The 14399-nt window shown below is 68.9% G+C and carries 8 protein-coding genes; 2 read left to right on the top strand and 6 right to left on the bottom strand.

The features are described from left to right. The first annotated feature begins 89 nt into the window (after positions 1-89). The gene (locus J3R73_RS29810) at positions 90-1289 is read left to right on the top strand and encodes a lytic murein transglycosylase (RefSeq protein ID WP_307436099.1); all 1200 of its coding nucleotides are present in this window, start codon (positions 90-92) and stop codon (positions 1287-1289) included. Between the two features lie 194 nt (positions 1290-1483). Beyond that, the gene (locus J3R73_RS29805) at positions 1484-2593 is read left to right on the top strand and encodes an SGNH/GDSL hydrolase family protein (protein WP_307436096.1); all 1110 of its coding nucleotides are present in this window, start codon (positions 1484-1486) and stop codon (positions 2591-2593) included. A gap of 11 nt (positions 2594-2604) precedes the next feature. Here the strand turns inward: J3R73_RS29805 and J3R73_RS29800 are convergent, their stop codons facing one another. The 6 genes from J3R73_RS29800 to J3R73_RS29775 form a co-directional block, all read right to left on the bottom strand. Beyond that, the gene (locus tag J3R73_RS29800) at positions 2605-4029 is read right to left on the bottom strand and encodes a glutamate synthase subunit beta (protein ID WP_307436094.1); all 1425 of its coding nucleotides are present in this window, start codon (positions 4027-4029) and stop codon (positions 2605-2607) included. A 203-nt stretch (positions 4030-4232) separates the two neighbouring features. Next, entirely contained in the window at positions 4233-4532 is a 300-nt protein-coding gene (locus J3R73_RS29795) for a GIY-YIG nuclease family protein (RefSeq protein ID WP_307436092.1), read from the bottom strand. 166 nt (positions 4533-4698) lie between these two features. Further along, complete coding sequence (gene gltB, locus J3R73_RS29790; protein ID WP_370880047.1) at positions 4699-9447, bottom strand: glutamate synthase large subunit; 4749 nt, start codon at positions 9445-9447, stop codon at positions 4699-4701. 453 nt (positions 9448-9900) lie between these two features. Next, positions 9901-11268, bottom strand: a complete 1368-nt coding sequence (locus J3R73_RS29785; protein ID WP_307436088.1) for an FGGY-family carbohydrate kinase — start codon at positions 11266-11268, stop codon at positions 9901-9903. A gap of 221 nt (positions 11269-11489) precedes the next feature. Next, positions 11490-12554: a substrate-binding domain-containing protein gene (locus J3R73_RS29780; protein WP_307436085.1), complete on the bottom strand. Its 1065-nt coding sequence runs from the start codon at positions 12552-12554 to the stop codon at positions 11490-11492. 102 nt (positions 12555-12656) lie between these two features. Then, the gene (locus tag J3R73_RS29775) at positions 12657-14288 is read right to left on the bottom strand and encodes an FGGY-family carbohydrate kinase (protein WP_307436083.1); all 1632 of its coding nucleotides are present in this window, start codon (positions 14286-14288) and stop codon (positions 12657-12659) included. Positions 14289-14399 lie beyond the last annotated feature (111 nt).

Here is a 14399-nt window from a genome sequence, read left to right as displayed (position 1 = left end):
TTCGCCGCGCGCCGGCGATCGGCGCTTGACCCGACGCTGCCGGAGGCCGTTCCGTTCGAGGACGGCACGAATCATCCGCGGAGGCACCGATGCCACGTTCGATCCGGATCCTGCTGCTTGCCCTCGCCTTCGCTTCGCCGCTGACGCCGGCCTGCGCCGCGGCCGACCGCTATCTCACCTTCCTGACGGCCCTCTGGCCGCGGGCCCGGGCGGCCGGCATCTCCCGCGACACCTTCGATGCCGCCTTCGCCGGCCTCAGCGCCGACCCCAAGGTCATCGCGCTCGCGGGCACCCAGCCCGAATTCAACCAGACCATCCATGCCTATATCGAGACGCGCCTCACGCCGGGCCGCATCAGCCAGGGCCGGCTGATGGCCGAGCGCTGGAAGCCCTGGCTCGACAAGGTCGAGGCGCGCTTCGGGGTCGACCGCTACGTCGTGCTCGCCATCTGGTCGCTGGAAAGCAATTACGGCGCCTCGCCGGGCCGCTCCGACATCATCCGCTCGCTGGCGACGCTGGCCTGCTGCACGGGCAAGCGGCCGGAGCTGTTCCGCGACGAATTGATCGCTGCCCTCAAGATCCTGCAGGAGCACGACATCGCCCCCCGCGCCATGACCGGCTCCTGGGCCGGGGCGCTCGGGCAGGTGCAGTTCATGCCGTCCAGCTTCCTGAAATTCGCGGTCGACATGAACGGCGACGGCAAGCGCAATATCTGGAGCGAGGAGCCCGACGTGCTCGGGTCGATCGCCAACTACCTGAAGATGCATGACTGGGCGCCGATGCGGCGCTGGGGCTATGAGGTCCGCCTGCCCCGGACTTTCGATTTCACCGCCATCAATGCCCATGACGGCGGCCCGATCCCGGCCTGGGCCGATCTCGGCCTCGTCCGTGCCGATGGCCAGGCGCTGCCGGCGGACGGCAAGGCCTGGCTGTTCCTGCCGGCGGGCGCCAAGGGCCCGGCCTTCCTGATCTCGGAGAATTACTGGGCCATCAAGAGCTACAACATCTCCGATTCCTACACGCTCTCGGTCGGGCTGCTGGCGGACCGCCTGCGCGGCGGCGGACCTCTCAAGGGCGCCTGGCCGGCGCAGGAGACGCCGCTCGACCATGCCCAGGTCGCCGCCATGCAGGAAAAGCTCCGGTCCCTCGGCTATCCGATCGATACGGTCGACGGCAAGATCGGTCCCGCGGTGAGGACGGCGCTGCGCAGCTGGCAGGCCTCGGTCGGGCTGACGGCCGACGGCTACCCGACGCCCGCTATGCTGCAGCGCCTCGGCGCGACGCCCTGAACGCAGCAGCGGAGCGGCATGGCGTTCGCGCGGAAACGGGCCCTGCTCCCGCGGCCGATGGCGATTTCATCGAATCGCAACGTCCTCGAACCTATTGTTCGAGCGTATTCTCCTCGGCGCGAAATTGTCGGCTATGCTGGGAATATTGTAGCGTGAAGGTACCCCTGCGGATGCTCCCGTCTGCCCGAGCGCTGATGTTTCTGGTCCTGCTGGCGGGGTTCATCGGCGCCGGCGCCTTCTATGGCCAGGCGCGCGACGGCGGCGACACGCCGTTCGATGCCCTGCGCCAGTACCGGCACATGCAGGAGACCCAGCGCACGCGCCGGCCTGCGCCCATCCGGCGCACCAAGGTGCGTGCCTCGCCCTTCTCCCTCCCGATGCAGCGGCTGAAGGCGCCTCCCGCCCCGCCGCCGTCCATCTTCGTGCATGTGCTCGGCGACTCGCTGGCGGACCAGACCGGGGCCGCGCTGTCCCGGCTCCTCGCCGACCGGCCCGACATCGCCGTGAAGGACGACACCAACGACGAGTCCGGCCTGGCGCGGCCGGATGCCTATGATTGGAACCAGGCGGTCGCCAGGCTGCTCGCCGGCGGCGACAGGATCGATGCCGTGGTGATCCTTCTCGGCAGCAATGACGAAGTGCCGATCGAGGACGGCGGCGCCGCCCTGGAGCCGCACACCGAGGGCTGGCGCAAGGCCTATGCCAGGCGGATCGACGCCATGCTGGCACCGCTGAAGGCCCGCAACATCCGTATCTTCTGGCTCGGCCTCCCGCCGATGCGGGACGAGGCGCTGAGCGCCGGCATGGCCGAGCTCAACGGCCTCTATCGCGACAGGGTGACCGCGGCGGGCGGGCTCTACACCGATATCTGGGACGGCTTCGTGAATGCGGACGGCAGCTATGCGGCGAGCGGCACCGGCCTCGACGGCCAGCCGGCACGCCTGCGCCTGCCCGACGGCGTGCATTTCTCCGACGAGGGGGCACGCATCGCCGCCCATTTCGTCGAGGGCGACCTGCGGCGGGCGCTCGGCGAGGGCGCCCCGGCCCCGGTCGTCGCCACGGCGCCGCTGGGCGAACCCGACGATACCCTGAAGCCCGGCGTGGTCGAAAAGCCGGAATACGGTCCCGTCCTGCCGCTGCGCGACTATGATCCGACGCCCGGCGGCACCCTGCTCGGCACGAATGCCGCCCCGCCGCCCTCGGCTGCCGATCCCAGCGTCGCGGCGGCGCTCGCCCGCGGCGAGCCCCTGCCCCCGAAGGAGGGGCGCGCCGACGATTTCCGCTGGCCGGAAGGGGCGCAATAGGACGCCCGGAGCTATCGCGGCAGCGTCGTCGTGCCCATCAGCGCCTCGTCGATGGCGCGGGCGGCCTGCCGGCCCTCGCGGATCGCCCAGACGACGAGGGACTGGCCCCGGCGCATGTCGCCCGCCGCGAAGACCTTGTCCTGCGATGTCCGATAGTTCTCGTCGTCAGCGGCGATGTTGCCGCGCTTGTCGAGGTCGACGCCGGACTGCTCCACCAGCCCGGCCTTGAGCGGGCCGGTGAAGCCGAGCGCGATGAACACGGCATCGGCCCGGATCACGAACTCGGTTCCCTCGATCGGCCGGCGCTTCTCGTCGACGCGGGCGACGCGGACGCCGGTGACGCGGCCCTTCTTGCCGACCACCGCGAGCGTGGCGGCCTGGAACTCGCGCTCGGCGCCCTCGGCCTGGGAGGAGGACGTCCTGAGCTTGGTCGGCCAATAGGGCCAGATCGCCAGCTTGTCCTCGCGCTCGGGCGGACGCGGGCGGATGTCGAGCTGGGTCACCGAGATCGCGCCCTGGCGGAAGGAGGTGCCGACGCAGTCCGAAGCGGTGTCGCCGCCGCCGATGACGACGATGTGCTTGCCGGTCGCCAGGATCGGCTCCTCGCGGCTGACATCCTCGCCGGCGACGCGGCGGTTCTGCTGGACGAGGTAGGGCATGGCGAAATGGACGCCTTCGAGGTCGGCGCCCGGCAATGTCGGATCGCGCGGCGCCTCGGCGCCGGCCGCCATCAGCACCGCGTCATGGCCTGCCTTGAGATCGGCGAAGCTGAGGGTGACGCCGATATTGACGTTGTAGTGGAAGGTGACGCCCTCGGCCTCCATCTGGCGCACGCGGCGCTCGATGTGGTGCTTTTCCATCTTGAAGTCGGGAATGCCGTAGCGCAGCAGGCCTCCGGCCCGCGGTTCGCGCTCATACACATGCACGTCGTGGCCGGCGCGGGCGAGTTGCTGCGCCGCCGCCATGCCGGCCGGCCCCGAGCCGACGACCGCGACCTTCCGGCCGGTCTTCACCAGGGGCATCTCCGGCTTGATCCAGCCCATCGCCCAGGCCTTGTCGGCGATCGACTGCTCGATCGTCTTGATCGTCACCGGCACGTTCTCGAGGTTGAGCGTGCAGGCTTCCTCGCAGGGCGCCGGGCAGATGCGGCCGGTGAATTCGGGGAAGTTGTTGGTCGAGTGGAGGTTGCGCGTCGCCTCCTCCCAATCGTCCTGGTAGACGAGGTCGTTCCAGTCCGGGATCTGGTTGTTGACCGGGCACCCCGTCGGGCCGTGGCAATAGGGAATGCCGCAATCCATGCAGCGCGCCGCCTGCTTGGCGACGTCCTTGTCGTCGAGCGGCAGCGTGAACTCGCGGTAGTTGCGGATACGATCGGCCGCCGGCAGGTACTTCTGGTCCTGCCGGTCGATCTCGAGAAAACCTGTTGCCTTGCCCATACTTCAATCCTCGTCATCCCGGACGCGATGCGGAGTGACGCTCGCAGATCAGGATCGCAATAAAACCAAAGTCATCCCGGACGCGATGCGGCACGAAGTGACGCTTCGCAGATCCGGGACCGATTGCAGAAGGAACTCGGCTCCGCCTGCGATCCCGGACCTGCAACGCACCATTGCATGATACATGGCCTCCGGGATGACAATCATTGCCCAAGCAAATCCCCTGCCAAGTCACGCCAATCGGGCTTTTCCTCCTCGATCAAAGCGACCTTCCAGGCTCTCCGCCATTTCTTGAGCTGTTTTTCGCGAGCTATGGCCTCCCCGGGGTTGTCATAGGGCTCGCACCAAACCAGCTTGTCGACATTATATTTCGCCGTAAATCCTCGCCAGACATGAGATTTGTGCTCATGGACCCGGCGAAAAAGATCATTCGTAATGCCCGTGTAGATGGGTCCGCCCTTGCGCGTCGCCATCATGTAGACGTGGAAGCGCTCGTCGGACATCGAACTCTCTGCCGTCGGCAGCGGAATGTCATCCCGGACGCGATGCGGCACGAAGTGACGCTTCGCAGATCCGGGACCGTCCGCAGAAAAGAGCTCAACTCCTCCTGCGGTCCCGTGTCTGCACCGCGCCATTGCATGGCGCAGTGCGCACGGGATGACTGCATCCCTACTCGGCCGCCATCAGCGTACGGGCCTTCTCCATCTCGCGCAGGGCGCGCCGGTATTCCACCGGCATCACCTTGACGAAGCGGGTGCGATAGGTCGCCCAATCGTCCAGCATCGTCTGCGCCAGGGTCGAGCCCGTATAGTGCAGATGGTTCTCGATCATCTTGCGCAGGCGTTCCTCGTCGTGCCGGCCCATGTCGCCGGACACGTCGATGCGGCCCTTGAATTCCAGATCGCCGCCATGATGGTGGAGGCGCTCCATCAGGTCCTCTTCCTCTTCCACCGGCTCGAGGTCGACCATGGAGAGGTTGCAGCGCTTGGCGAAGGAGTTGTCCTCGTCATAGACATAGGCGACGCCGCCGGACATGCCGGCCGCGAAGTTGCGGCCCGTCTGCCCGAGCACCACCACCACGCCGCCGGTCATGTATTCGCAGCCATGGTCGCCGGTGCCCTCGACCACCGCCGCCGCGCCGGAATTGCGCACGGCGAAGCGTTCCCCGGCGACGCCGCGGAAATAGCATTCGCCCGACACCGCGCCGTAGAGCACGGTGTTGCCGACGATGATCGACTTCTCCGGCACCGCGCCCGAATCCGGATGCGGCTTGATGACGATGCGCCCGCCCGACAGGCCCTTGCCGACATAGTCGTTGGCCTGGCCGACGAGGGTGAGGTCGACGCCCGCCGCCAGGAAGGAGCCGAAGCTCTGGCCCGCCGTGCCGGTGAGGTTCACCTTGATGGTGCCGTCCGGCAGGCCCTCATAGCCGTAGCGCAGGGCGACCTCGCCCGACAGCATGGCGCCGGCGGTACGCTGGGTGTTGTTGATGCGGGCCTCGATCGTGACCTCGCGGCCGTAATCGAGCGCCGGCGCCGCCTCGGCGATCAGCGTCCTGTCGAGCACGTGCTCGATCGGATGGTGCTGCTTCTCGCTGTGGCGGATGCCGACATTGGCGGGCATGTCGACCTTGTGGAAGATCCGCGAGAAGTCGAGCCCCTTCGCCTTCCAATGCTCGACGGCCTCCCGGCGGTCGAGCAGGTCCGAGCGGCCGACCATGTCCTCGAACCGCTTGAAGCCGAGCTCGGCCATCAGCTCGCGCACTTCCTCGGCGACGAAGAAGAAGAAGTTGATGATGTGCTCGGGCGTGCCCTTGAAGCGCTTGCGCAGGACGGGGTCCTGCGTCGCCACGCCCACCGGGCAGGTGTTGAGATGGCACTTGCGCATCATGATGCAGCCGGCCGCGATCAGCGGCGCGGTGGAGAAGCCGAACTCGTCCGCCCCCAGCAGCGCGCCGATGACGACGTCGCGCCCGGTGCGCAGGCCGCCGTCGACCTGCAGCCGCACGCGCGAGCGCAGGCGGTTGAGCACCAGCGTCTGCTGGGTCTCGGCGAGGCCGATCTCCCAGGGCGAGCCGGCATGCTTGATCGAGGTCAGCGGCGAGGCGCCGGTGCCGCCCTCGAAGCCGGACACGGTGATATGGTCGGCCCGCGCCTTGGCGACGCCGGCCGCGACCGTGCCGACGCCGACTTCCGACACCAGCTTGACCGAGACGTCCGCCGCCGGGTTGACGTTCTTCAGGTCGAAGATCAGCTGCGCCAGATCCTCGATCGAATAGATGTCGTGATGGGGCGGCGGCGAGATCAGGCCGACGCCGGGCGTCGAATGGCGCACCTTGGCGATGACGGCGTCGACCTTGTGGCCGGGCAGCTGGCCGCCTTCGCCGGGCTTGGCGCCCTGCGCGACCTTGATCTGCATCATGTCGGCGTTGACGAGATATTCCGCCGTGACGCCGAAGCGGCCCGAGGCGACCTGCTTGATCGCCGAGCGCTTGGACCGCCCGTCCGGCAACGTCTTGAAGCGCTCGGCCTCCTCGCCGCCTTCGCCGGTGTTGGACTTGCCGCCGATGGCGTTCATGGCGATGGCCAGCGATTCATGCGCCTCGCGCGAGATCGAGCCGAACGACATCGCCCCGGTGACGAAGCGCTTCACCAGTTCCTTTGCCGGCTCGACATCCTCGAGAGGCACGGGCGCGAGCCCGCGCTGCTGCGCCGACTTGATGCGGAACAGGCCCCGGATGGTCTGGAGATGCGCCGCCTGTTCGTTCACGCTTGCGGCATAGTCGCGATAGCGGTCCTGCGCATTGGCGCGCACGGCATGCTGCAGCGTGGCGACGCTGTCCGGCGTCCAGACATGGTCCTCGCCGCGGATGCGGTAGGCATATTCGCCGCCGACATCGAGGGCGCTGCGATAGACCGGCGCGTCGGAGAAGGCGTCGCGATGGCGCGAGACCGCCTCGGCGGCGATCTCGTTGAGGCCGACGCCTTCGATCATGGTGGCGGTGCCGAAGAAGAACTCGTCGACCAGCGCCGAGGACAGGCCCACCGCGTCGAAGATCTGCGCGCCGCAATAGGACTGATAGGTCGAGATGCCCATCTTGGACATCACCTTCAGCACGCCCTTGCCGATCGACTTGATGTAGCGCTTGACGATTTCCTGCTCGTCGACCTCCTCGGGGAAGTCGAGCTGGGCATGCAGCGCCGACAGCGTCTCGAAGGCGAGATAGGGGTTGATGGCCTCCGCGCCATAGCCGGCGAGGCAGCAGAAATGATGGATCTCGCGCGCCTCGCCCGTCTCGACCACCAGCCCCGCCGCCGTGCGCAGACCGCGGCGGATGAGGTGATGATGCACCGCCGCCGTCGCCAGCAGCGCCGGGATCGGAATGCGGTCGGCGCCGGTCTGCCGGTCGGAGAGGATGATGATGTTGTAGCCGCCATGCACCGCCGCCTCGGCGCGCTCGCACAGGCGGTCGAGCGCCCCGCGCATGCCCTCGGCGCCCTGGGTCGCCGGATAGGTCATGTCGAGCGTCTTGGTGTCGAAGCGCTCCTCGACATGGCCGATGCAGCGGATCTTCTCCAAATCCTCATTGGTGAGGATGGGCTGGCGCACTTCGAGCCGCTTCTTGCGCGAGGTGCCCTCGAGGTCGAGGATGTTCGGCCGCGGCCCGATGAAGGAGACGAGGCTCATCACCAGCTCCTCGCGGATCGGGTCGATCGGCGGGTTGGTGACCTGCGCGAAATTCTGCTTGAAATAGGTGTAGAGCAGCTTGGACTTGTCGGACAGCGCCGAGATCGGCGTGTCCGTGCCCATCGAGCCGACGGCTTCCTGGCCCGTCGTCGCCATCGGCGGCAGCAGGAGCTTGATGTCTTCCTGGGTGTAGCCGAAGGCCTGCTGGCGGTCGAGCAGCGACACGTCGGTGCGCGAGGCGCGCGCCTCCACCGGCGGCAGCGTCTCCAGCACGATCTGGGTGCGCTTGAGCCATTCGCGATAGGGGTTGGCGGTGGCGAGCGAGGCCTTCATCTCGTCGTCGGAGATGATGCGGCCTTCCTCGAGGTCGATCAGCAGCATCTTGCCGGGCTGCAGGCGCCACTTCTCGACGATGTCGCTCTCCGGGATCGGCAGCACGCCGAATTCGGAGGCGAGCACGACGAGCCCGTCCTTGGTGACGAGATAGCGCGCCGGCCGGAGGCCGTTGCGGTCGAGCGTGGCGCCGATCTGGCGCCCGTCGGTGAAGACCACGGCGGCCGGCCCGTCCCACGGCTCCATCAGGGCGGCATGATATTCGTAGAAGGCGCGCCGGTCCTCCGACATCAGCGGGTTGCCCGCCCATGCCTCGGGGATCAGCATCATCATGGCATGGGCGAGCGAATAGCCGCCCTGGACCAGGAATTCCAGCGCGTTGTCGAAGCAGGCGGTGTCCGACTGGCCTTCATAGGAGATCGGCCACAGCTTGCCGATGTCGTTGCCGAACAGTTCGGAATCGACGGAGGCCTGGCGCGCCGCCATCCAGTTGACGTTGCCGCGCAGGGTATTGATCTCGCCGTTATGCGCGACCATGCGGTAGGGATGGGCGAGGGTCCAGCTCGGGAAGGTGTTGGTCGAGAAACGCTGGTGCACCAGCGCCATGGCGCTCTGGAAGCGCTCGTCCGACAGGTCCTTGAAATAGTCGCCGAGCTGGGTGGCGAGCAGCATGCCCTTATAGGTCACGGTGCGGCTCGACACCGAGACGGGGTAGAAGCCCGTGGTCAGCGGCCGGGTGGCGGCATCGTTGTAGATGGTGTTCGAGATCACCTTGCGGATGATGAAGAGCCGGCGCTCGAACTCGACCTGGTCGGGCGTCGCCGCCGAACGGCCGATGAAGGCCTGCATGTGCAGCGGCTCGGTCGGCAGCACGGTCTCGCCGAGGCCCGCATTGTCGACGGGCACGGCACGCCAGCCGAGGAAGACCTCGCCCTCGTCCGCCACCACCTTCTCGATGACGCGCATGGCGTGGAGGCGGCCTTCCTCGTTGCGCGGCAGGAAGAAGAAGCCGACGGCATAGTCGCCCGGCTCCGGCAGGGCGAAGCCCAGCGCGGCGCATTCGGCGGCGAAGAAGGCATGCGGGATCTGCACGAGCATGCCGCAGCCGTCCCCGGCCTTCGGATCGGCGCCGACGGCGCCGCGATGGTCGAGGTTGTGCAGGATCTGCAGGCCCTGCGCGATGATCGCGTGGCTCTTGCGGTTCTTCATGTCGGCGATGAAGCCGACGCCGCAGGCATCCTTCTCGCGGGAGGGATCATAGAGGCCCTGGGCGTCCGGCAGGCCGGGATCGCGCATCACGAGGCGATCTTTCGCCACCGGACGGTCGTTCGTTTTCGTCGCAGCCGCCGTCGCCGCTGCCGAAACCGCCTGCCATCCGTGTTCGAAGATCGCGCTCATCGCCGAATTCCTCTCTTCTCGCCTCTATTGAAATCTGCCAATCACTCAGCCGCCTGGTCCGCCATTCCGCAGTCAAGCGGGAACAGCGATCATGCCGCCTCATCTGTCGGATCACCACCATGCTGCACCGTCCCGCGTTGAAACGCGAGAGCGACGTTCTTGCCATACGGTCTGGCCGGGCCTGTGGGCCATCTTCGGCTTGCCCGCGAGCTACGCGCCCCCGCAAGAGGGAAAGCGGCAGCACCGAGATTGGACAGCAAGGCTGTCCTAAATACGGAAAGCTGACATGCCACATTTCCGCCGCGGTCACAAGCACACAAAATAGCCACCGCGACGTTTTCTTGCGTGGAGCACCCTCCACCGGCAAGAAACGGAGTGCGGACCTCCTGTCCGCTCCTTCTTCCGCAAGCCCGCCGCTTCGCGTGCGGACAGGATGGCCGCGCTCCGATGACCCTATGATGACGCCAGGGCTGCCCGCCACAGCGCGCGGTAGCGCAGGAGCCCCTCGGCATCGGCATATGCCGGGGTCCTCGCCATCGGCGGCCGCTCGGGCCCCTGCGGCCAGATCGCGAGCAGCGAGGCGCCATAGGCCGTGCCGCCGCCGTCGGCCCCGGTCAGCACGTCCTGGCCGGGACGCAGCGCGGCGAGGATGCCGCAATAGCAGCGGTTGAGGGCGAAGCTCCCTTCGATCACCAGCGGGCCCCGCGCCGCATCGAGCGCTTCGAGGAGATAGTCGGTCACCAGCGCGCAATAGAGGCTGGCAAGCGCCGCGCGCATGCCGTCCCCGGCCGGCAGGCTGCCGCGGATGGCGGCGGGCCGGCCCGGAAAAGGCCCGCCGTTCGCGACGAAGGAGGGCAGCGCCAGCACTCCGGCGGCGATCGCCGCGGCGACGTCCGTCTCGTCGCAGGCCGTCCCGCCATCCGCGAGGATGATGGCGAACTCGCGTCCGCCCATGAACTTGGCCGCCGGCACCCCCCGCCCCTCGACGTCGGCATAGGCGAGCATGTCGCGCGCTGGATCGAGCCGCGCCGCGGCCGCGCCGAGCGCCATGATCACCACCCAGGTGCCGGTCGAGATCACGGTGAAGGGCGGCTCGATCGCCAGGAGATGCGGCAGAAGCGAACCGCTGGAATCGTGGATGCCGGCCCGGACCCGGACGGTCGGCGGCAGGCCGGTCTCGGCCAGCACGGCGGATGAGGGAGGGCCGATCACGGCATAGGCCGGCACCATCGGCGGGAACAGCGGCTCCCAGCCGCGCCGCGTCGCCAGCGAGGAGAGGTGCCCGCCGGGGATCGCCCACAGGTCGGCGTGGCAGCCGAGCCCGGTGACCTCCCCGCGCGCGATGCCGGTCAGCCGCCAGGCGAAATATTGCGCATAGGGCAGGATGTGGCGGACGCGGGCGAACGCCTCGGGATGCATGGCCTCCTGATAGAAGACCTGCTTGCCGGCATTGAGGCCGGCCGAGATCGGCGGCGACAGGGTTTCGGCGAAGGGCGGCCGGAAGGGCGCATAGGCCGTTTCGATCGCATCGACGCCGGCGAATTCATAATCCATCACCGGCAAGGCGAGTTCGCCGTCGCCGACCAGCGCGAGCGTGGCGCCATGCGAGGTGACGACGATATCCTCGATGGCGTGATGCCGGGCCGCCTCGCGCAGGCCCGCCATCAAGAAGCGCCAGATCGCCTCGACATCGGCATGCGGATAAGGCGGCGCCGGCAGCGACCGGTTCGGCGTCGAGGCCTGCCAGAGCACGGCCGTGCCCTCGAACAGCACCAGTTTCACATTTGTCTTGCCGACGTCGAGGACCGCGGTCACCGGCATGGCGGCCTCGGCGAAGGCGACGCCGGTGTCCGGCGATATGGGCTGGCGGCCATGGCGCCGTGCCTCCCCTGCTCGTTTCCGCCCCGTTCCTCGTCCCGCGGGGGAGGAATCGCTTTATCCTATTGGCCCGCTGCGCAGGCGCCGGGTCAAGCCCGGATCGCCGCCGCCAGGAGAGCGCCGCGCCCATGCGGCCGGTCGGGCGCTCCGACGTCCGGGATCGGTCAGAACACGTCCGCGAATGTCGAGAAGTTCTGGCCGTTCACCACGAAGGGCGGCAGCGTCGCCACGGCGCCAGGGCCGACGGCGATGGCGCCGAGACGCCCGGCGGCGATCGTCGCGCCGGAGCTCGCCGCGGCCTGGCCCTTGGCCAGCGCGACGGCGATCTCGGCCGCACCGTAGCCGAGGTCGACAGGATTGACGATGGCGAAGCGTTCGACCGCCGGCGGCTCGCTCATCGCCGCCTTCAGGAGGGACGGACGGCCGAAGCCGGTGACGGAGACCTTGCCGGCCAATCCCTTGTCCCGCACGCAGCGGGCCGCGCCGGCCAGGGCCGCCGGATCGAAGGCGAGAAGGCCCTTGAGGCTGGGATGCGCCGCGAGGACGGCCTCGGCGGCGGCATAGCCGGCATCGTCGCCGTCGACGCCGTAGCGGGTCGCGGCGAGCTTGAGCCGGCTGTAATCGGGCTTCAGCCATTCGCGCATCGTTTCGGAGAGAAGGCTCCGGCTCGCGTCGTCCCCGCGCCTGCCGGCGAGGATCGCCACGTCGCCGCCCGCCTTGATGTCGTCGGCGAGCATCTGCATGAACATCTGCGCCTTGCCGCGCGCCCCGGCTCCGCTCAGCTGCAGGAGGCGCCCGGCCTCGACCATGGGCTCCGCGAAGGAGACGACCTTGATGCCGCGCAGGATGGCGCGGCGGCAGACGGGGCCGAGCGCCCTCTCGTCGACCGGCACGATGGCGATCGCATCGACCTTCTGCTTGATGAAGCCGTTCACCAGCCCGACCTGGTTGCGCAGCGTGCGCTTGTCGGGCGCGCCGATGAGCAGATCGACGCCGCCCATGGCCGTCACCGCCTCCTGAACGCCGGCCTGGCAGGCCTTGTAGAACGGATCGTCCGCCACCGGCAGGATGAGCGCCAGCCTGAGATTGGCCACGGGCGCCGGCGCAGGCATCGCCGGCGCGTCGAGCGGCGCCGCGAAAGCCGCCGGCGCTGCACCGGCGAGGCCGGCAGCGGCCAGCGCGCTCAGGGCCCGGCCCAGAATCTGGCGGCGGCTGAAGAGATCGGTCATGGGGGCTCCGTCCGTTCGAGCGGCCGAATCAGCGGCCGCCGGCATCTCATCCCAATGCCATGTTCTTTTCAAACGTGACGTTACCAAGGTTTCGGCCCCGCCTCACGCCATGATCCTGCGGGCCTCGCGCCCGGCCGCCTGCAGCAATTGGTAGACCTTGAAGCGCGCGTCGTGCAGCGCGCCGGCCGCGCCGCCGGCGGGTGCCCTGACCTCGCCGAGGCGCGACATGCCGCCCATCGCCTCGCCGAGGCCGGCAAAGGCGCCGCCCGCCACCGCACCGAGCATCGCGGCGCCGAGCAGCACCGGCTCGGGCGTATCGGCGACCGCGACCTCGAGGCCGGTGGCGTCCGCGATGATCTGGCGCACCAGCGGGCTCTGCGCCGCGCCGCCGCTGATGATGATCTGCTCGAGCGCGATGCCCTTGGCCGCCATCGCCTCGACGATCTGCCGCGCGCCATAGGCGAGGCCGCACAGGCCGGCCACATAGAGCGTGACCAGGCTTTGGAGATCCGCATCGAGGCCGAGGCCGGCGATCACCGCCCGCGCGTCGGGATCGGCATAGGGCGCGCGATTGCCGAGGAATTCGGGGACGACATGGACGTTCGCGGCCCGCCGCACCGCCTCGCCGGCGCTTCCGGCATGCGCGACGGCCCGGCCTTCCAGCCAGGCGAGCAGCGGCTGGCCCGCCTCGCGCGCCGCCTTCGCCGCCTCGGCATGGGCCGGATGCAGCGTCAGCAGATGGTCGAGCGCCGCGCCGGCCGCCGACTGGCCGCCCTCGTTGAGCCAGAGCCCCGGCACCATCGCCGAATAATAGGGTCCCCACACCCCCGGCACGAAGGCGGGCTCCTTCGTGGTCGCCATCGTGCAGGCCGAGGTGCCGAAGACATAGGCGAGGCGGCTCGTCACCGCCGCGGCTGCGTCGTCCGGCCCGGCGGCGCCCACCGTGCCGACCCCGCCGGCATGGGCGTCGATCAGCGAGGCGCCGACGGCGATGCCGGGCACGAGGCCGAGGTCGGCGGCCGCCTGCGCCGTCAGTCCCGCGCCGAGCGGCGTGGCGACGTCGACGATGCGGTCGCCGATGCGGGCAAAGCCCTCGTCGGCGAGCTCGCCGAGGCCGATGCGGTGGAAATAGCCGGCGTCCCAGCGCTTCTCATGGGCGAGATAGGTCCACTTGCAGGTGACGGTGCAGGCCGAGCGGTCGAGGCTGCCGGTCGCCCGCCAGCTCAGATAGTCCGGCAGGTCGAAGAACCAGCCCGCGGCGGCGAACACCGCCGGCTTGTTCTCCTTCAGCCACAGCAGCTTCGGCGTCTCCATTTCCGGCGAGATCACGCCGCCGACATAGCGCAGCACGTCCGCATGCGTCTCGTTGATACGCCGGGTCTGGTCGAGGGCGCGATGATCCATCCACACGATGATGTTGCGCTCGGCATCGCCCGAGGCGCCGACCGGCAGCGGCCGGCCCTGGCGGTCGACGACGACCAGCGAGCAGGTGGCGTCGAAGCCGATGCCCGCGACGGCGGCGGGCGCGATCCCGGCGATCGCCATGGCGCCCTTCGCCGCCTCGCAGACGGCGCGCCAGATATCCTCGGAGGACTGCTCGGCGATGTCGCCCGCCTCGTGCCAGATGGCGATGGCCTGCTTCGACGCGCCGAGAAGAGTGCCGGCACCGTCGAACACGCCGGCCCGGGCCGATCCGGTGCCGACATCGACGCCCATGAAGAATTGCTCGGCCATAAGCTGCGCTCCCCGTCCGTTTCGAACGGCTTCCGATCTTGGCGCCTGATTCGCAATCGCAGAAGGCCGGAGGCCTCCTGGACCCGGGCACGGAACCGGGGTTTCACATGA

Origin of the sequence: Labrys monachus (assembly GCF_030814655.1) — a bacterium.
Lineage (GTDB): Bacteria > Pseudomonadota > Alphaproteobacteria > Rhizobiales > Labraceae > Labrys > Labrys monacha.
Note: the sequence above shows the minus strand (reverse complement) of the source record. Positions and strands in the feature narration are given on the sequence as shown.